Below are 19,572 nucleotides of genomic sequence, written 5' to 3' on the forward strand. Positions count from 1 at the left end.
CCCGAATGTCGGTGGTGGGGAGAAAGATGTGCACAACCCCGCCAGAAACGGGGGAGAACCGGCCCCGATCTGTTCACAACCTGTGCATGGGCCTGTGGATAATTACAGCCGTGTAACACCGCATCTAGTTGTGCCCACCAGTGTCGGCCACAAGATGTAGTATCGAAGAGTCGCCACGGGCACTACGCCCCGCAGGCTCACGAACCACCGATCCGGCCTCAGGGGCCGGCCAGAACACAGGGGATCCCATGGCCATCACCGTCTACACCAAGCCGTCCTGCGTCCAGTGCACGGCCACCTACCGAGCCCTCGACAACAAGGGCATCGAGTACGACGTGCTCGACGTCACCGCCGACGACGCCGCCCTCGAGAAGGTCCGCGCCCTGGGCTACATGCAGGCCCCCGTGGTCATCGCCGACGACGACCACTGGAGCGGCTTCCGCCCCGACAAGATCGCCGCGCTGGCCGCCAAGGTCGACTAGTCGACCGGGCGCGTCGCGTCCGTCCAGTCAGCATCGTGACCCGGGGCCCTGCCCCACACCGCGTCGGAGGCGAGGACTCGTCGTGACGAACGAACTCGTCTACTTCTCGAGCGTCTCGGGCAACACCGCCCGCTTCGTCACCAAGCTCGGACTGCCGGCCCGGCGCATCCCGCTGTTCCCGTCCGAGCCACCGCTCCACGTCCGTGACCCCTACGTCCTCGTCCTGCCGACCTACGGTGGCGGCGAGGGGCGAGGCGCCGTCCCGAAGCAGGTCATCCGGTTCCTCAACGACGAGGGCAACCGGCGCCTCATCCGAGGCGTGATCGCGGCGGGCAACACCAACTTCGGAGAGGGCTACTGCCTGGCCGGCGACATCATCGCCGCCAAGTGCGACGTTCCCCTTCTCTACCGTTTCGAAGTCTTCGGAACGCCAGACGACGTACAAGCCGTACAGACAGGATTGGAAGAATTTTGGACACTGCAGTCGATGACCTCGAAGTGATCGCCGCACCGGGGCAGGGTCTCAGCTCCGGCATGGACTACCACTCCCTGAACGCGATGCTGAACCTCTACGGCCCGTCCGGCGAGATCCAGTTCGACAAGGACCGCGAGGCGGCCAAGCAGTACTTCCTGCAGCACGTCAACCAGAACACCGTGTTCTTCCACAACCTGCGTGAGCGCCTCGACTACCTCGTCGAGAACGAGTACTACGAGCTCGCGACCATCGAGCAGTACGACTTCGCGTTCATCGAGAAGCTGAACGACCTGGCCTACTCGAAGAAGTTCCGCTTCCAGACCTTCCTCGGGGCGTTCAAGTACTACACGTCCTACACGCTCAAGACCTTCGACGGGAAGCGCTACCTCGAGCGCTTCGAAGACAGAGTGGTCATGACGGCCCTCGGCCTCGCCCAGGGTGACGAGAAGCTCGCCGTCGACCTGGTCGAAGAGATCATCGCCGGACGCTTCCAGCCGGCCACGCCGACCTTCCTCAACACGGCGAAGGCCCAGCGCGGCGAGCTCGTCAGCTGCTTCCTGCTGCGCATCGAAGACAACATGGAGTCGATCTCGCGCGGCATCAACTCGTCGCTGCAGCTGTCGAAGCGTGGTGGCGGCGTCGCCCTGTCGCTCTCGAACATCCGCGAGGCCGGCGCGCCGATCAAGCAGATCGAGAACCAGTCGTCGGGCATCATCCCCGTCATGAAGCTGCTCGAAGACAGCTTCAGCTACGCGAACCAGCTCGGTGCCCGTCAGGGTGCCGGTGCCGTGTACCTCAGCGCGCACCACCCCGACATCATGCGGTTCCTCGACACCAAGCGCGAGAACGCCGACGAGAAGATCCGCATCAAGACGCTGTCGCTCGGCGTCGTCGTGCCCGACATCACGTTCGAGCTCGCCAAGAACAACGAAGACATGTACCTCTTCTCGCCGTACGACGTCGAGAAGGTCTACGGCGTCCCCTTCGGCGACGTCGCGATCAGCGAGAAGTACCGCGAGATGGTCGCCGACTCGCGCATCAAGAAGACCAAGATCAAGGCGCGCGACTTCTTCCAGACGATCGCCGAGATCCAGTTCGAGTCGGGCTACCCCTACATCGTGTTCGAAGACACGGTGAACAAGGCGAACCCGATCAAGGGCCGCATCAACATGTCGAACCTGTGCTCCGAGATCCTGCAGGTCAACACGCCCACCACGTTCAACGAAGACCTCTCGTACGACCAGATCGGCAAAGACATCAGCTGCAACCTCGGCTCGATGAACATCGCCCTCTCGATGGACGCCCCCGACCTCGGCAAGACCGTCGAGACCGCGATCCGCGGCCTCAGCGCGGTCAGCGACATGAGCCACATCACGTCGGTCCGCTCGATCGAGGTCGGCAACGACCAGTCGCACGCCATCGGCCTCGGCCAGATGAACCTGCACGGCTACCTGGCCCGTGAGCGCGTGCACTACGGCACGCCCGAGGCGATCGACTTCACCAACATCTACTTCTACACGGTGCTGTTCCACGCCCTGCGCGCCTCGAACACCATCGCGATCGAGCGTGGTGTCACCTTCGGCGGCTTCGAAGACAGCACGTACGCGTCGGGCACCTTCTTCGACAAGTACACCGAGACCGAGTGGAAGCCCGAGACCGAGCGGGCCGCCGCACTCTTCGCCGACGCCGGCGTCTCGATCCCCACGCAGGACGACTGGCTCGCGCTCAAAGCCAGCATCATGCAGCACGGCATCTACAACCAGAACCTGCAGGCCGTGCCGCCCACGGGTTCGATCTCGTACATCAACCACTCGACGTCGTCGATCCACCCGATCGCCTCGAAGATCGAGATCCGCAAAGAGGGCAAGCTCGGTCGCGTGTACTACCCGGCGCCGTTCATGACGAACGACAACCTCGAGTACTACACCGACGCGTACGAGATCGGCCCCGAGAAGATCATCGACACCTACGCCGCGGCGACGCAGCACGTCGACCAGGGCCTGTCGCTCACGCTCTTCTTCAAAGACACCGCGAGCACGCGCGACATCAACAAGGCGCAGATCTACGCATGGCGCAAGGGCATCAAGACGATCTACTACATCCGCCTCCGCCAGCTCGCGCTCGAGGGCACCGAGGTCGACGGCTGCGTCAGCTGCATGCTCTAGAACTTAAAAAGCTGGAGGCCGAACCCCTGCAAGGGTTCGGCCTCCAAAGCCCCGGATAGGGACTTCCAACTGGCGAGTCGGAAGGTCAACCCTACACCGAGTTGAACCGGCCACTACGGCTGGGCTCTCCGGGGCTAACGCTCCGGAGGGGAGGTGAAAACATGGCTCGAACAGTCAACCGAAGTGCCGGTTCTGGTCGATTCGTCAGTAAGGCAGCCGCAGCGCGGTGGCCCAGTAAGACCACGACGGAACGAGTGGGACGCGGCACGAGCAATTCCACGTCCGTGAACCGTTCCGCTAGCACTGGTCGTTTTGTCACGGCCAGTACTGCGGCTCGAAACCCGAACGGCACGATCACGCAGCGCGTTTAGTGCCCTAGGTGCGGCGGGTCTTCGGCCCGCCGCACCACCCAAAAGATGACTCAACTCTGGAGCAGGCTTCTCGCATGACTATCACCGACAAGATCAACAGCGTTGCAGGCGACCCGGCTCACGCCACTGGAAGGTCCGTGCCGCTGGTGAGCAGCGTTAGTGCGATCAACTGGAACCGTATCAACGACGACAAAGACGTCGAGGTGTGGAACAGGCTCGTCAACAACTTCTGGCTGCCCGAGAAGATCCCGCTGTCGAACGACGTGCAGTCCTGGAACACCCTGACGCCCGAAGAGCAGCAGATGACCATGCGGGTCTTCACCGGCCTGACGCTGCTCGACACGATCCAGGGCACGGTCGGCGCGATCAGCTTGATCCCCGACGCGATCACCCCGCACGAAGAGGCCGTCTACACGAACATCGCGTTCATGGAGTCGGTGCACGCCAAGAGCTACTCGTCGATCTTCTCGACCCTCGCGTCGACGCCCGAGATCGACGATGCCTTCCGCTGGTCGACCGAGAACGTCAACCTGCAGAAGAAGGCCCAGATCGTCCTCGACTACTACACCGGTGACGACCCGCTGAAGCGCAAGGTCGCCTCGACGCTGCTCGAGTCGTTCTTGTTCTACAGCGGCTTCTACCTGCCGATGTACTGGTCGTCGCGCGCCAAGCTCACCAACACGGCCGACCTGATCCGCCTCATCATCCGTGACGAGGCCGTGCACGGGTACTACATCGGCTACAAGTTCCAGAAGGGTCTCGAGGGCGCCTCCGACGAGCGCAAGCAAGAGATCAAGGACTACACGTTCAACCTGCTCTTCGAGCTGTACGAGAACGAGATCCAGTACACGCAAGACCTCTACGACGGCGTCGGCCTCAGCGAAGACGTCAAGAAGTTCTTGCACTACAACGCCAACAAGGCGCTGATGAACCTCGGCTACGAGCCGATGTTCCCCAAAGAGACGACCGACGTGAACCCGGCCATCTTGTCCGCGCTCTCGCCGAACGCCGACGAGAACCACGACTTCTTCTCGGGGTCGGGCTCGTCGTACGTCATCGGCAAGGCCGTCAACACCGAAGACGAGGACTGGGACTTCTAGCCCACCCCCGCACCGCGCAGCAGGCGCCGCCCACCCGGGCGGCGCCTGTTCTGCGTCCGGGTGCGCCCCGCAGGTCGGTTTCGGCGCGGTCGATCGGCGAGAACACCGGGAAGTGGACCGGACACCGCCTCGTGCCGCGGTGTCTTGTCCACACGGCGGTGTGCCGGGGGCGTGCTCAGTCGGAGAGCAGCGCCGCCCGGATCGCCGCGATGCCGAGGCGCACCTCGGCGAACGAGGTGCTGAGCGGAGACAGACCGATGCGCAGGGCGTCGGGGTTGCGGAAGTCGGGCACGACGCCGCCCTCCCACAACCGGGCGACGATCTCGCGGAACGACTCGTGGGTGATGGTGACGTGGCTGCCGCGCTCCGACGCGTCGCGCGGCGTCGCGACCGTCACCCCGAGCGGCACGAGCCAGGCGTCGACGAGCTCGAACGCATAGTCCGTCAGCGCGAGCGACTTCGCCCGGACGGCGTCGATGCCGGCCTCGTCGATCAGGTCGAGCATGTCGTGCATCGCGAGCATGCCGAGCACCGGGGGAGTCCCGCTGACGAACCGCCGGATGCCCTCGGCGGGCGTGTACCCGTCGGCCATGGCGAACACGTCGGCCGCGCCCATCCAGCCCTGGATCGGCTGGTCGAGCTCGGGCAGCAGCGAGGCGCGGGCGTAGACGAACGCGGGCGCCCCCGGCCCGCCGTTGAGGTACTTGTACGTGCAGCCGACGGCGAGGTCGACGCCCCAGTCGTCGAGCCGCATCGGCACGACCCCGACGCTGTGGCAGAGGTCGGCCAGCACGAGCCCGCCCGCCTCGTGCACGATCGCCGTGATCGCAGGCAGGTCGACCAGCCACCCGGAGCGGTACGAGACGTGGTTGACGATCAGCAGGGCCGTGTCGGGCCCCACGACGTCGCGCACCTGCGGCACGGTCACGCCGGTCGCCTTGTCGACGGCGATCCAGCGGATCGTCGCGCCGTGCTCGCGCGCGATGCCCTCGACGACGAAGCGGTCGGTGGGGAACTGGTCGTCGTCGATGACGATCTCGTGCCGGTCGGGCCGGGCCCGCAGCGCCGCCCGGATCGCCTTGTAGAGCAGCACGGTCGTCGAGTCGGCGACGACCGTCTGACCCGGGGCGGCCCCGAGGCAGGCCGAGGCGATGCGGTCGCCGAGTTCGGTCGGCAAGGCCATCCAGCGTTCGTCCCACGAGCGGATCAGCCGGGTGCCCCAGGCGTCCGCGACGAACTCGGCCAGGCGGGTCGACGTCGCGGCGACCGGTCGGCCGAGCGAGTTGCCGTCGAGGTACGACACGACGTCGCCCGCCGGCACGAACCGGTCGACGAACGACGCGAGCGGGTCGGCGGCGTCGAGCGGTGCCGCGGGGTGCGCCGAGGCCTGTTCGTCGGGGTCGGCGGCGTCGACGGGGTAGGCGAGCGGATCGGTCATCGGGTCTTCTCCTCGAGGGCGACGCCGAGCAGTTCGTCGGCGGTCAGGGCTGTGGCGCCGGCGAGCCAGGCGGCCCGCTCGTCGGAGGACGCGGAGGCGCGGGGCGCGTCGGCGATCCAGGTCACGCGGGTGAAGGGCAACCGGGCGCCCCCGGTCGGCTCGGCCACGTCGGGCGCGAGTGCCTCGAGCAGGCCGGCCAGCCCGAAGCCGGCCCGACCCATGGCGCGCAGCTCGCGCTCGTTGACCCCGAGGGGCAGGTCGCCGTTGCCGAGGTCGGTGCCGTAGAGCACGCGGCCCCCGGCGGTGCGGAACCGCGACAGGTTGTCGACGGCTGTGAGGAATGCGGACCCACCCGGGACCTCGGTCGCAGGCTCCCTCGGCGCTGGGGTCGCGGATCGCTTCGCGACCCCCTGAGCTGCACCGCGCGGCCCGTGGATGTCGAGCGTGCTGATCCACGTCGTCGAGGCCGCCAGCCGCGCGATGAGGTCGTCGTCGAGCCGCTCGCTGAAGGGGGTGTGCGCGAACCGGTCGACGCCCGCCTCGAGTGCCCGCGCGGCCTGGCCCGCCCCTTGGACGTGCGCGACGACGGGCAGCCCGAACCCGTGGGCCGCGTCGACCACGGCGGCGAGCGTCGCGTCGTCGAGCACGGGGCCGACGTCGGAGTTCAGCGCAACCTTCACGACCGTGGCGCCGAGGGCGTGCTGCTGCCCGACCACGCGGGCGGCACGCCGCAGCCGGGTCGAGGCACGCAGGCCGCCGACGGCCAGGGCGGCCCGGGGCGGCGCCCAGCCCGACCGGCTCGGGTAACCACCCGGGGCCGTGACGAGCCCGCCGGCGACGGACACCTCGGGCCAGCCGTCGCGACCCGACCGGTCGAGCCACCCGCGGGCCACGGCAGGGTCCCACCCGAGGTCGACGACGCGGGCGATGCCGCCGGCGGGCAGATGGGCGGCGTCGACGAGGCCGAGGTGGACGTGCGAGTCGGTGAAGGGGGCGAGCACGGTGCCGGGGACGTGCGGCAGCTCGGCCCCGACGAGCGCGTCGGCGTCGTGGGCGTCCGCGGGCCCGGCGAAGACGACGCCGTGCGCGTCGAGCCGCAGCAGGCTGCGACCGGACCACCGGCCCGACCAGGCGTGGTCGACCGTGACGAGCCGCGCCTCCTGATCCATGACCCCGACCCTATTCGTGCGCGCTGCCGACGCCTCGCAGGCCCGCCCGCGTCCGGGGACGACGAGGCGGGCCCGCGGGCTGGGGAGGAGCCGAGGAGGCGCGACCTACCCGGGCAGGACGGCCCGCGAGCACCGCGCCACGTACGGCAACCGGATCAGGTCGACGTCGCGGGTGTCGGGGTGCGTGTCGAGCAACCGCTCGACGTCGCGCAGCAACGCCGCGCGGTCGTCGGGCGACAGCGTGATGACGTAGCTGCGGGACGCGATCATGGCGAGGAACTCGTCCCGCCCGAGCTCGTGCACCCAGGTGACGTCGTGACGTTCGACGGCGCCGAACGGGGCCCCGACGACCGGGGCGTCCGACCCCATGTCGCGCTCGCGGGGCTGGTGCATGACGCGGCTGAGCTCGGCCACCCACGGCACCGACTCGTCGCGGATGTTCCAGATGAGGCCGAGCGTGCCGCCGGGGCGCAGCACCCGGGCGATCTCGGGCACGGCGCGGTCGGTGTCGACCCAGTGCCACGCCTGCGCGACCAGCACGGCGTCGACCGAGTCGTCGTCGAGCGGGAGGGCCTCGGCCGAACCGGCGACCGAGACGGCCCCGGGCACGACCTGCTCGAGGGTCGCGCGCATGCCGGGTGACGGCTCGACGGCGGTGACCGTCGGTGCCCGGTCGAGCAGCAGTCGGGTGAGCTTGCCGGTGCCGGCCCCCAGGTCGACCACGTGACAGGCGCCGTCGGGCAGCAGCCAGTCGACGGCCTCGAGCGGGTACGACGGGCGGCCCCTCTCGTAGACGTCGGCGGCCAGCCCGAACGAGGCGGCGAGGTCGGAATCGGGTCGCGTGGGGTCGAAGCCGTGGGCGGCCGGATCGGACCCCTGACGGGTTGGTTGATGTGTCACCAGAACACTGTCGCACGTCACGATCCGTCACACACCCTCTGTTACGCCGGTCGCAGGCGCAGCATGGTGGGGATGACTTCCGCACCCACCCCGCCCCCGCGTCCGCCCCGGCCCCTCCGGGTCGTCGCCGTGTCGGGCACCCTCAGCACGCCGTCCAAGACCGACGCGCTCGTGCGCGAGATCGTCGCCGCGCTGGGCGACGTCCTGCCGATCGAGGCGCACGTGATCCGGGTCAGCGAGCTCGGTCCGCTGTTCGCCGGGGCGCTCACGCGCGACCAGCTCGACGCGCGGGTCGAGCGCGAGTTGGTCGCGATCGAGACCGCCGACCTGCTGATCGCGGCCTCGCCGGTCTACCGCGCCTCCTTCACGGGGTTGTTCAAGCACCTGTTCGACTTCGTCGAGCAGTACGCGCTGGTCGACGTGCCCGTGCTGCTGGCCGCGACGGGCGGCAGCGAACGCCACGCGCTGATCATCGAGCACTCGTTGCGACCGCTGTTCGGGTTCTTCCAGGCGCTCACGCTGCCCCTCGGCGTCTACGCCCACACGACCGACTTCACGGCGACCGGGGGAGCCGACAAGTACGCGGTCACGGCGCCCCTGCTGCAGGAGCGCATCCGCAACGCGATCCAGCGGGGCCTGCCGCTGATCCGCTCGAGCATCCTCGAGAAGGGCCGCATCGAGCAGGCCCTCGACCGCGGCGAGGCGGACGACGCGCTGTCGGTCGACGACCCCCGGGCGGACGGACTCGAGGTCACGACGCCGACGAGGCTGTTCAGCTGAGCGGACCCGCACCACGCGTCGCGACCCGAAGGCGGGGCAGCCACGCACGATGCCCACGGGTATCGTGGTCGACGTGACCCCCGACCCGACGCCCCGTGGCCCGTCCGTCGCGCGCGCCGAGATCCGCGACAGCGAGGCCCAGCGCAGGCTCGGCCTGTTGCCCCCGGGCGTCCTGCCGACGCGTGCCGCCCGATGGGTGGCCGACGGCGTCGACGACGCCTCCGTGCACGAGTTGGCCGAGGCGCTGACGACGAAGGACGACGCCCGTGAGGCCCTGCTCGCCCGCGCGGCCGCCGACCTCGGTCTCGGGTTCGCATCGGTGCGCGAGGCCCGCGCCCACCACGGCCAGCGCGTCGTCGAGTCGATGACGGCCGCATCGGCGCCGACCGACGCCCTGGGCTTCTCGAACGGCTTCACCGACACCATCGAAGAATCGGTCCGCGACAGCATCGCGCGCCTCTTCAAGCCCCGAGGCTGACCGCCGCCCTGCGGCTGCCGGCGCGACCGGCGTGACCACGCACAGGAGGCGCGGTGCCGGTCTCGACCGGCACCGCGCCTCCTGACGGCCCTCGGCGGGTCAGGCCTTGCCGACCTCGAGTTCGACGACGGCCCACGAGAGCGCGGGCAGGCGCAGGCGTGCCGTGCCCGAGTCGACCGTGACGCCGGTCAGCGGGACGAGCCCGACCGTGTCTTGCGCCTGCTCGGTGTTGGACGAGAAGCGGTCGCCGCCCTCGGGCACGGCCAGCACTTCGGCGCGGGTGACGCGGCCGCCGTCGAAGCCGCGCAGGGCGAGCTCGACGTCGGCCGTCTCGTCGAGACCGCGGTTGGCGAGGAAGAACGCGAGCTTGCCGGTCTCTTCGTCGTAGGTCGCGCTGACGTCGACCAGGTCGGCGTCGCCGTACTTCTCGGTGTCGACCTTGTCGCTCGTGACGACGGTGCGCAGGATCTGACCGGTGGCCAGGGCCGCCATGCGCGCGAACGGCCAGAAGATGGACTGGCGCCAGGCGGGCCCGCCGGCCTCGCTGCGGATCGGGGCGATGACGTTGACGAGCTGCGCCTGGTTGGCGATCTTGACCCGGTCGCCGTGCCGCAGCAGCGAGTTGAGGAACGTGCCGACCACGACCGCGTCGGTGACGTTGTACTGGTCCTCGATCAGTCGGGGGTGCTCACGCCAGCCCTTCGACACGTTGTGCGGCTGGTCGTCGCTGTCGAGGCCGGTCTGGTACCAGACGTTCCATTCGTCGAACGAGATGTCGACCTGCTTCGTGTGCTTGCCGGCGGCCTTGACGCCGTCGATGGTCGACACGACCTCGTCGATGAACGCGTCCATGTCGACGGCCGTCGCGAGGAAGCTCTTCGCGTCGCCGTCGTGCTCTTGGTAGTAGGCGTGCATCGAGACGTAGTCGACCTCGTCGTACGCGTGGGTGAGCACTTCGTGCTCCCAGGTGCCGAAGGTGGGCATGCCGCGGCCCGAGCTGCCGACTGCGACCAGTTCGATCGAGTCGTCGACGAACTTCATGGCCTTGGCGGCCTCTTGGGCGAGGCGGCCGTACTCGGTGGCGGTCTTGTGGCCGATCTGCCACGGGCCGTCGAGCTCGTTGCCGAGGCACCAGAGCTTGATGTCGAACGGGTCCTTCGCCCCGTTGGCGATGCGGCGGTCGCTCAGCGCGGTGCCGCCGGGGTGGTTGGCGTACTCGACGAGCTCTCGCGCGGCGTCGACGCCGCGGGTGCCGAGGTTGACGGCCTCCATGACCTCGGTGCCGGCCAGCTTCGACCACTCGACGAACTCGTGCAGGCCGAAGGCGTTGGTCTCGACGGTGTGCCAGGCGCCGTCGAGCCGGCGGGGACGCTGGTCGACCGGGCCGACGCCGTCCTCCCAGTTGTAGCCCGACACGAAGTTGCCACCGGGGTAGCGGATGACGGTGGCCCCGAGCTCCTTCGTCAGGTCGAGGACGTCGCGGCGGAAGCCGTTCTCGTCGGCGGTGGGGTGACCGGGCTCGTAGATGCCGGTGTAGACGCAGCGGCCCATGTGCTCGACGAACGAGCCGAACAGGCGTCTGGGCACGGGGCCGACGGTGAACTCGCGGTCGACGGTGATGCGGGCGGTGGACATGGATCTCCTAGCTGAGGGGAACGGCGTGCGTGTGGTGGGGACGGGGAGGCGCGGTGCGGCCGGTCGGGCGGGTCACTGCCCCCCGAAGCCGGTGGTCGAGATGCCCTTGATGATCTGGCGCTGGAAGAACAGGAACACCAGGATCAGCGGCAGGGCCGCGAGGATCGCCGCGGCCATGTTCTGCGCGTACTGGATGCCGTAGGCGCTCTCGATGGTCTGCAGGCCGACCGGCAGGGTGAGCAACGACGCGTCGTTCGTCACGATGAACGGCCACAGGAAGTTGTTCCAGGCACCGATGAACACGAAGATCGACACCGCGCCGAGGATGGGCCGCGACAGCGGCAGCAGGATGGTGAAGAACACCCGGATGCGACCGGCGCCGTCGACGCGGGCGGCGTCCTCGAGCTCGATCGGCACCTGGTCGAAGAACTTCTTGAGCACGAACACCATGGCCGGGGCGATGGCCTGGGGCAGGATGATGCCCCAGTACGTGTCGACCATGTCGAAGGCGAGCATCTGGTAGAAGAGCGGCACGATGAGCACCTGCGGCGGGATGATGATCGACGCGATGGTCGCCACGTACAGCCACTTCTTGCCCCGGAAGTCGAGACGCGAGAACGCGTAGGCGACGAGGGCCGAGGTCGCCACCACGATGAGCGTGATCACGACCGAGGTGAAGAGGCTGTTGAACAGCCAGACCGGGATGTTGCCCTGCTCGAGCACCCCGCGGTAGGCGTCGAGGGTGAAGCCTCCGGCCGGGATCCAGGTCTGCGGGCTGGCGGCGGCGTCGGCCTCGCTCTTGAACGACGTGGCCAGCGACCACAAGAAGGGCAGCAGCCACAGGACGGCCAGCACGACGAGGATCACCACGCTAACGACGGCCATCGGGCCGAAGGGCTTCTGACCGGGCTTGTGGCCCTTGCGGCCGCGGTCGGCCGTGGGCGCGCGCAGGGTCGAGGTGGGGGCGATGGCGGGGGCGGTCATTTCTGGGCTCCCTTGCGGTTGCGGGCCGTGATGCTGAACTGGGCGATCGAGATGACGACGATGACCGCGAAGAAGATGTACGAGATCGCCGACGAGTAGCCGAAGCGGTACCCGGTGAAGCCGGTGTCGAAGATGTACTGCACGGCCGAGCGGGTGCTGCCCGCCGGGCCGCCGGTGGTCATCTGGTAGATCTGGTCGAAAACCTTCAGCGACGCGAGCACCTGCAAGATGACGATCAGGCCGGTGGTCGGCCCGAGCTGGGGGATGGTGATCGACAGCAGTGAGCGCCAGCGGCCGGCACCGTCGAGCGACGCGGCCTCGTACTGCTGGTCGGGGATGTTCTGCAGCGCCGCGAGGTACAGCAGGAAGTTGAAGCCGACCGTCCACCAGACGGTCGTCGCGACGACGGCGATCATGGCGGTGTCGGGGTCTTGGAGCCAGGCGGGCTGCGGCAGCCCGAGGGTGCCGAGGGCGTTGTTGATCGGGCCGAGGGTCGGGCTGTAGAGCTGGATCCAGAACAGCGAGACCACGGTCGAGGCGAGCAGGTACGGCAGGAAGAAGCTCAGCCGCCAGAGCCACTGGCCCGGCAGGCCCGTGTTGACCAGGATCGCCAGCACGAGCGCCACGACGACGAGCGGGATCGTGCTGAGCACGGTGAACCAGAGGGTGTTGAGCATCGAGCGCCACATGTCACCGTCGGCGAAGGCCTCGGCGTAGTTCGCGATGCCGATCAGCTCGCCGCCCTGGCCGGTCAGGCTCTGGCCGGTGAAGCTCAGGTAGAAGCCGTGCAGCAGCGGCCAGACCAGGAACACCGCGAACAGCACGGTGAAGGGGGCGGCGAAGCCCCAACCGATGCGGTTGTCGGACGGCCCTCGGCGCTTGCGGGAGGTGCGGGTGCGGTCGGTCGCGCGGGCGTCGGACCGCGTGCGGTCGGCGGCGGCCCGGGGGGCCTTGACCGTGGTGGAGGTCACAGATCGACTCCTTCGTCGTCGTGATGGTCGGGTCGTGCGGAGGGTGAATGCGTCGGTCGGCTCATGTCGGTCACACGGGTGCGGGACGCGAGAGCTGCGTGTTGACCCGCGCGACGAACGCCCGCATGCCGGCGGCCGCGTCGTCCTTCGCGAGGATCACCGACTGGATCGAGTCGAGGAAGTACGTCTGGAAGTCCGACCCCGAGCCGGTGAACCAGGCCGGCGGGTCGTAGTTGAGGTAGTCGGCCGCCTCGGCGTAGTTGGCCTGCGGTCGCAGCTCGGCGTACTCGGGGCTCTCGACGATGGGCAGGTAGGCGGGGATGTGACCCGCGGCCGCCCACGAGATCGAGTCCTTGAGGATCGTCGAGACCATCTTGTAGACGTCCTCGCGCTTGGTCTCGTCGACGACGCTCTGTCGGGGCAGCACGAAGGCGTGCGAGTCGGCGTAGACGGCGGGCGTGCCGAACAGCGTCGGGATGATGCTGCCGTCGAACGGGATGCCCGCGTTCTCGGCGCTCGGGACCTCCCACACCCCGGTGAAGAGCATGCCGCTCTCGCCGCTGACGAACTGGGCGATGCCCGACTGGATGTCGCTGGCCGTGGCCATCGCGGTGCCGTCGGTCAGCTGCTGCATGAACTCGAGCGCGGTGACGGCGGCCTCTTCGTCGTACTCGACCGTGCCGCCCTCACGCAGCACCATGTCGGCGCCCTGCTGCTTGTAGAACGTGTAGAACATGCGCCAGAGCTGGGCGCCGTCGTTGAGGTACCCCCACGAGGCGCCGTTCTTGCCGGTCACGCGCTGCATCGCGTTCGCGACCTCGAGGAACTGCTCGGGGCTGGTGATCTCGACGAGCTTGCCGTCGGCCCCGAGGGCCCCGGCCTGGGCGGCGATGTCGGTGTTGTACAGCAAGATGAACGGGTGCGAGTCGAGGGCGACCGAGTAGAGGTCGTCGCCGCTGAACCCCTTCTGCCAGACGGCTTCGGCGAAGTCCTGTTCGCGGATGCCGTACGACGCGAGCTTCTCGACGTCCCACGGGTCGAGCAGGCCGCCCGGAGCGTACCCGGGCACGCGAGAGGCGTGCATGATCGCCACGTCGGGGGCGCGACCACCGGCCGACGCCATGGCGAGCTTCGTGTAGTACGGCGTGCCCCAGGCGAGCACGGTCTGCGTCGCGTGGAACTCGGGGTTCTCCTCGTTCGCCTGGTCGATCAGCGCCGACATCTTGACGCCGTCACCGCCGCTGAGCAGGTGCCAGAACTTCAGCTGGGCGACGTCGGTGCCCGAGCCGGTGACGGCGCCGGGTGCGCAGCTCGCGAGGCCCGTGGCGACGAAGGCGCCGCCGACGAGGGCCGCCGAACCGAGCAGCATGCTGCGACGGCTGAGGCCGCGCGAGGGGGTGCCCGGTCGGGGTGCCGGGGTGGTGCGATGGTTCTCGGTCATCTTCACTCCTTTGTGATGCGTGACGGGAGCGACTATTCCATCGTTGTAACGGAAGCGCAAGGGGCGCGAGTCGGCGAGCCGCGCCTCCTCGGTTCCCGCCTGACGGCCTGCCGGCCGTGCCAGAGCCCTCCGCCGCCACGAAATGCACCCGCCGCCACCTTCGTGCGTGGCGCTGTGTTCACCTCGTGGCGGGGTGGCCCGAGATCAGGCGCGGGCGCGGGTGCTGTCGCGGACGACGACCTCGTGCGGGATCAGCACGAGCTCGGCCGCGCCCTGCCGGTCGGCGATGCGGGCCGCGAGCAGCTCGAGCGTGCGGTCGACGAACAGCCGTTTGTCGAACGAGACCGTGGTCAGCGGGGGCACCGAGAAGCGGCCGTCGACGATGTCGTCGAAGCCGGCGACGGCGACGTCGTCGGGCACGCGCAGCCCCGCCGAGGTGATCGCGCTGACGGCGCCGATGGCCAGCGAGTCGGTGAAGCAGAAGATCGCGTCGGGTCGGTCGCCGCGATCGATCGCGGCCCGGACGACCGAGAAGGCGTCGGCCGACGTCCAGTCGGGGCACGAGTACTGCAGCGAGGTGTCGACGGGCAGGCCGGCCTCGGCCATGGCCTGCTCGAAGCCGCGGGTGCGGGCGCGGGCCGTGGCGGTGTCGAACTGGCCGGCCGAGTCGCCCAGGGTGGCGATGCGTCGGTGCCCGGCCGCGATCAGGTGCGCGGTCATGTCGCGCGAGGCCGCCACGCTGTCGACGCGCACCTGGTCGACGAGGGTCTGCTCGACCTCGCCGATCACCACGACCGGTGGCAGCGAGTCGGTGCCGGCCCCGGTGGCCGACGACGAGAGGGCGCTGGCGTCGAGGGTGATGGGGTTGAGCACCAGGCCGTCGACCAGGTGCTCCTTGCCGCGCGAGAGCAGCTCGCCCTCGCGTTCGGGCCGCGACCCGGTCTGCTCGAGCTGGATCGACCAGCCGCGCTCGTGGGCGACCTCGACGAACCAGTGCGTCATCTCGGCGCTGTACGGCGTGCTCAGGTCGGGGAACGCCAGGGCGATCGACCCCGTCCGCCCGGTGCGCAGGCCGCGGGCGCTGAGGTTCGGCACGTAGTCGAGCTCGGCGAGGGCGCTCTCGACCCGGTGGCGGGTGTCGGGCCGCACGAACACGACGCCGTTGATGACGTTCGAGACGGTCTTCGGCGACACCCCGGCGAGTGCCGCCACGTCCTTCACCGTCGCGCGCATGCGTTCAGGCTAGTGGCAGCCGACGCTCAGGCGGAGGCGAGCACCTTCACGATGCGTTGCAGCGAGACGCTCTCGCTCGGGCGCAGGTCTTGCGCGAACAGGCTGAGGCGGAACTCCTCGAGCATCCAACGGGCGCGGACGAGCGCAGGAGGCGCGGTGTCGGCGGGCGGGAACGTCCCGCCCGCGGCCTCGTACCGCTCGGTCGCCTGCTGCACCTCGCTCAGCCAGACGCGGTCGCGCCCGGGGGCCTCGAGCAGCTTGGCCGTGCGCTTCGTGATGCCCACCAGGTACACCGGCACGCGCTGCAGCTGCTGCAGCCCGGTCTGCGACACGAAGCCCGGGCGGATCAACCGGTCGCGTTGCTGACGCATGTCGGTCAGTGCCGCGAGCAGGGTCATCGACGTCGCGCCCTTCATCGCCTTGTCGGCGTCGCGGGCGGCCGTCAGCGTGCGGGCGACGAGCGACACGGTCTGGAACATCTGGTCCATCACGGCACCCGACACCCGGTCGCGCGTCGAGAGGAACTCCTTCTTCGTCATGACCATGCCGTCGGGCTTCACCCGGAACAGCACGTCGTCGACGACGGCCACGAGGCAGTCGGCGAAAAGTGCCGCCGTGTTCTGGTACGGGCTCGTCGCGAGGATGAGCTTCTCGGCGCTCGTCAGGTGCTGCTGCACGTAGGCCACGGGTGACGGGGTCGCCAGCATGAGCAGGCGCCGCACGCCCTTCGGCGTCGCGAGGGCCTGGTCGGCCGGCGTCGCCATGAGCGTGATCGACACCGAGTCGCCGTGGTCGACCAGTGCCGGGTAGGCCCGGATCACCGTGTCGCCGTGGCGGGTGTCGACGACGGCGGGGAGCTCGTCGAAGTCCCACGACGTCAGGCCCTCGCGCTCGATCGAGCTGGTGGGGCGAGGCGCGACGGGCGTGGCGTCGCCACCCGCGCCTCCTCGTCCGCGACCTCGACCACGGCCGCGGTCGTCACGACCGCCGCCCTGCGTGACGCGGGCGACGCTGTCGCGGGTGGCGTCGCGCAGGCGGTGCTGCAGCGCGTCGAGGTCTTTGTCGGCGCCCACGGTGCGGCCGCGTTCGTCGACGACGGCGTACGTGACCCTGAGGTGGGCGGGCACGCGGTGCAGGTCGAAGTCGTCGGCCGTGACGGGGGCGTAGGTGAGCTTCTTGATCGCCGCGGCCACGGTCGCCGTGAACGGTTCGGCGGCGTCGGCGGGCGGGGCGTCGGGCAGTTCGGCGGTGATCTTCGACGCCCAGTCGGCGGCGGGCACGACGTTCTTGCGGATCTGCTTCGGCAGCGACTTGATCAGCGACGTGACGAGCTCGTCACGCAGCCCCGGCACCTGCCAGTCGAAGCCGACCGGACGGAGGCGCGGCAACAGCGGCAGCGGGACGATCACGGTCACGCCGTCGTCGTCGGCTCCCGGCTCGAACTTGTACCGCAGGGTCAGCGTCTGGTCGCCCTGCTGCCACGTGCTCGGGAACCCCTGTTCGTCGACGTCGGGTTCGTCGTCGCCGAGCAGGTCGGCTGCGGTCATGGTGAGCAGGTCGGGGGTGTCGACCTTCGCCTTGCGCCACCAGCCCTCGAAGTCGCGCATGCTGGCGACGTCGGCCGGGATGCGACGCTGGAAGAACTCGAACGCGGCGTCGCCGTCGACGAGGATGTCGCGGCGGCGCGTCCTCTCCTCGACCTCGGTCAGCTCGCGGATCAGCTTCCGGTTCTTCTCCTCGAAGGCCTGACGCCCCTCCCAGTCGCCCTCGACGAGCGCGTGCCGGATGAACAGCTCGCGGGCGTAGGCGGGGTCGATCCGCGAGAACTGGATGCGTCGGCGCTCGACGATCGGCACCCCGTAGAGCGTGACGCGCTCGTAGGCGACGACGGCGCCCTGCTTCTTCTCCCAGTGCGGTTCGCCGTAGCTGCGCTTGACGAGGTCGGGCGCGAGCGGTTCGGCCCAGGCCGGGTCGATCGACCCGGCGACGCGGGCAAAAAGTCGGCTCGTCTCGACCAGCTCGGCGGTCATCACGGCCGCCGGCGGCTTCTTCGCCAGGCTGCTGCCCGGGAAGATCGAGAACCTCGTCTGACGCGCGCCGACGAAGTCCTTCTTCTGCGGGTCGAAGAGGCCGATCTGGCTGAGCAGGCCGGCCAGCAGGCTGCGGTGCACGCCGTCGGGGTTCGCGCTGCGCTCGCCGATGTGCAGGCCGAGGGGGCGGGCCGCCCGGCTGAGCTGGCGGTAGACGTCCTGCCACTCGCGGATGCGCAGGTAGTTGAGGAACTCGTCGCGGCAGAGACGCTTGAAGGCGTTGCCGCTGAGCTCTCGCTGCTTGTCCTCGAGGTACTCGAACAGGTTGAGCAGGGTGAGGAAGTCACCCTTGGGGTCACGGAAGCGTGAGTGCTTCTCGTCGGCCTGCGCGCGTCGCTCGAGCGGGCGCTCGCGAGGGTCCTGGATGCTCAGGGCCGAGACGATGGCGAGCACCTCGCGCGTGGTGCCCTGCGTCTTCGACTCGACCACCATGCGCGCCAGGCGGGGGTCGATCGGCAGCCGGGTGAGCTGTTTGCCGATGCGGGTGATCTGGCCGCCCTGCGTCACGGCGCCGAGTTCGCGCAGCAGGTCGAGGCCGTCCTTGATGCCGCGCGAGTCGGGCGGCTGCAGGAAGGGGAAGGCCGCGATGTCGCCGAGGTTCAGCGAGATCATCTGCAGGATGACCGCGGCGAGGTTGGTCCGCAGGATCTCGGGCTCGGTGAACTCGGGTCGCTTGTCGAAGTCGGCCTCGCTGTAGAGGCGGATCGCGATGCCGCTGCTGGTGCGACCCGAGCGGCCCGACCGCTGGTTGGCGCTCGCCTGCGAGATGGCCTCGATCGGCAGGCGCTGCACCTTGGCCCGGGTCGAGTAGCGGCTGATGCGGGCCGTGCCGGCGTCGATCACGTACTTGATGCCGGGCACGGTCAGGCTCGTCTCGGCGACGTTCGTGGCCAGGACGATGCGGCGTCGGGTGCCCGCGGTCGTGCTGGGCTGGAAGACCTTGTGCTGGTCGGCGGCGCTCAGCCGGCCGTAGAGCGGCAGCACCTCGGTGTGCGGCAGGTTGCGGCCCCGGATGCTCTCTTCGGCGTCACGGATCTCGTTCTCGCCGCTGAGGAAGACCAGGACGTCACCGCTCGACTCGCGGGCGAGTTCGTCCAGTGCCTCGTTGATGCCCTGGAGGTAGTCCTTGTCGTCGGCGCGCTGTCTGCGGTCGCCGGCCCGCGCCTCCTGGCGGTCGCCGGGCCGGCCCGAGGGGCGGTCGTCGTCGTCGAGGTCGCCGTCGTCGTCGCTCGTGGTGTCGTCGGCGACGAGCGGCCGGTAGCGGACCTCGACCGGGTAGGTGCGACCCGACACCTCGACGATGGGGGCGTCGCCGAAGTGCTTCGAGAACGACTCGGGGTCGATCGTGGCGCTCGTGATGATCAGCTTGAGGTCGGGTCGGCGGGGCAGCAGCTGCTTGAGGTAGCCGAGCAGGAAGTCGATCGTGAGGCTGCGCTCGTGGGCCTCGTCGATGATGATCGTGTCGTAGCGCTCGAGCTCGCGGTCGAAGTGGATCTCGTTGAGCAGGATGCCGTCGGTCATCAGCTTGATCTGGGTGTCGGCGCCGACCTTGTCGGTGAAGCGCACCTGGTAGCCGACCACGCCGCCGACCTCGTCGCCGAGCTCTTCGGCGATGCGCTCGCTGATGGTGCGCGCGGCGATGCGGCGCGGCTGCGTGTGGCCGATCTTGGTGCGCCCGAGCTCGAGGCAGATCTTCGGCAGCTGCGTGGTCTTGCCCGAGCCGGTGGCGCCGGCGACGATGACGACCTGGTTGTCACGGATCGCGGCGGCGATGTCGTCGCGCCTCTGGCTGACCGGCAGCTCGGCGGGATACGTGATGGTGGGGATCATGAGCCCTCCATCGTAAGCCGCCCGGGCTGG

Annotated in this window: 15 protein-coding genes; 6 read left to right on the forward strand and 9 right to left on the reverse strand. The window is 69.2% G+C overall.

The window, feature by feature from the left end:
• Positions 1–248 precede the first annotated feature (248 nt).
• The 4 genes from nrdH (at position 249) to nrdF (ending at position 4,593) form a co-directional block, all read left to right on the forward strand.
• Positions 249–482: a glutaredoxin-like protein NrdH gene (gene nrdH / locus ITJ55_RS09940; RefSeq protein ID WP_043596549.1), complete on the forward strand. Its 234-nt coding sequence runs from the start codon at positions 249–251 to the stop codon at positions 480–482.
• A gap of 82 nt (positions 483–564) precedes the next feature.
• Positions 565–984: a class Ib ribonucleoside-diphosphate reductase assembly flavoprotein NrdI gene (gene nrdI, locus ITJ55_RS09945; RefSeq protein ID WP_056261864.1), complete on the forward strand. Its 420-nt coding sequence runs from the start codon at positions 565–567 to the stop codon at positions 982–984.
• 32 nt (positions 985–1,016) lie between these two features.
• The gene (gene nrdE, locus ITJ55_RS09950; protein ID WP_194595609.1) at positions 1,017–3,122 is read left to right on the forward strand and encodes a class 1b ribonucleoside-diphosphate reductase subunit alpha; all 2,106 of its coding nucleotides are present in this window, start codon (positions 1,017–1,019) and stop codon (positions 3,120–3,122) included.
• A gap of 445 nt (positions 3,123–3,567) precedes the next feature.
• A complete protein-coding gene (gene nrdF / locus ITJ55_RS09955; protein WP_228498105.1) occupies positions 3,568–4,593 on the forward strand; it encodes a class 1b ribonucleoside-diphosphate reductase subunit beta in 1,026 nt (341 codons plus the stop codon).
• Positions 4,594–4,768: 175 nt separating this feature from the next.
• Here nrdF and kynU read toward each other — a convergent pair whose 3' ends face one another.
• From kynU to ITJ55_RS09970, 3 genes are all read right to left on the reverse strand, one after another.
• On the reverse strand, positions 4,769–6,031 hold the full coding sequence (gene kynU / locus ITJ55_RS09960) for a kynureninase (RefSeq protein WP_194595213.1): 1,263 nt from the start codon (positions 6,029–6,031) through the stop codon (positions 4,769–4,771).
• Entirely contained in the window at positions 6,028–7,200 is a 1,173-nt protein-coding gene (locus tag ITJ55_RS09965) for an amidohydrolase (RefSeq protein ID WP_194595214.1), read from the reverse strand. The genes kynU and ITJ55_RS09965 overlap by 4 nt, the downstream gene beginning before the upstream one ends.
• A gap of 105 nt (positions 7,201–7,305) precedes the next feature.
• Entirely contained in the window at positions 7,306–8,100 is a 795-nt protein-coding gene (locus tag ITJ55_RS09970) for a class I SAM-dependent methyltransferase (RefSeq protein ID WP_194595215.1), read from the reverse strand.
• Between the two features lie 72 nt (positions 8,101–8,172).
• Here ITJ55_RS09970 and msuE point away from each other — a divergent pair, with 72 nt between their 5' ends.
• Both msuE and ITJ55_RS09980 read left to right on the forward strand, forming a co-directional pair.
• The gene (msuE, locus tag ITJ55_RS09975) at positions 8,173–8,880 is read left to right on the forward strand and encodes an FMN reductase (protein ID WP_194595216.1); all 708 of its coding nucleotides are present in this window, start codon (positions 8,173–8,175) and stop codon (positions 8,878–8,880) included.
• A 49-nt stretch (positions 8,881–8,929) separates the two neighbouring features.
• Complete coding sequence (locus tag ITJ55_RS09980; protein WP_194595217.1) at positions 8,930–9,358, forward strand: hypothetical protein; 429 nt, start codon at positions 8,930–8,932, stop codon at positions 9,356–9,358.
• A gap of 99 nt (positions 9,359–9,457) precedes the next feature.
• Here the strand turns inward: ITJ55_RS09980 and ITJ55_RS09985 are convergent, their stop codons facing one another.
• From ITJ55_RS09985 to hrpA, 6 genes are all read right to left on the reverse strand, one after another.
• A complete protein-coding gene (locus ITJ55_RS09985; protein WP_194595218.1) occupies positions 9,458–10,993 on the reverse strand; it encodes an alpha-N-arabinofuranosidase in 1,536 nt (511 codons plus the stop codon).
• Positions 10,994–11,065: 72 nt separating this feature from the next.
• Positions 11,066–11,977, reverse strand: a complete 912-nt coding sequence (locus ITJ55_RS09990; RefSeq protein WP_194595219.1) for a carbohydrate ABC transporter permease — start codon at positions 11,975–11,977, stop codon at positions 11,066–11,068.
• On the reverse strand, positions 11,974–12,948 hold the full coding sequence (locus ITJ55_RS09995; RefSeq protein WP_194595220.1) for a carbohydrate ABC transporter permease: 975 nt from the start codon (positions 12,946–12,948) through the stop codon (positions 11,974–11,976). Before ITJ55_RS09995 ends, ITJ55_RS09990 begins: the two co-directional genes overlap by 4 nt.
• 70 nt (positions 12,949–13,018) lie before the next feature.
• Complete coding sequence (locus tag ITJ55_RS10000) at positions 13,019–14,389, reverse strand: extracellular solute-binding protein (RefSeq protein WP_194595221.1); 1,371 nt, start codon at positions 14,387–14,389, stop codon at positions 13,019–13,021.
• Positions 14,390–14,593: 204 nt separating this feature from the next.
• Positions 14,594–15,622: a LacI family DNA-binding transcriptional regulator gene (locus ITJ55_RS10005; RefSeq protein ID WP_194595222.1), complete on the reverse strand. Its 1,029-nt coding sequence runs from the start codon at positions 15,620–15,622 to the stop codon at positions 14,594–14,596.
• A 26-nt stretch (positions 15,623–15,648) separates the two neighbouring features.
• Positions 15,649–19,542 carry an ATP-dependent RNA helicase HrpA gene (hrpA, locus tag ITJ55_RS10010; protein ID WP_194595223.1) on the reverse strand — a complete coding sequence of 1,298 codons (3,894 nt, stop codon included), beginning with the start codon at positions 19,540–19,542 and terminating at the stop codon, positions 15,649–15,651.
• Between the last annotated feature and the right edge of the window lie 30 nt (positions 19,543–19,572).

Source organism: Frigoribacterium sp. VKM Ac-1396 (assembly GCF_015350895.1).
In the GTDB taxonomy this organism is placed as follows: domain Bacteria; phylum Actinomycetota; class Actinomycetes; order Actinomycetales; family Microbacteriaceae; genus Frigoribacterium.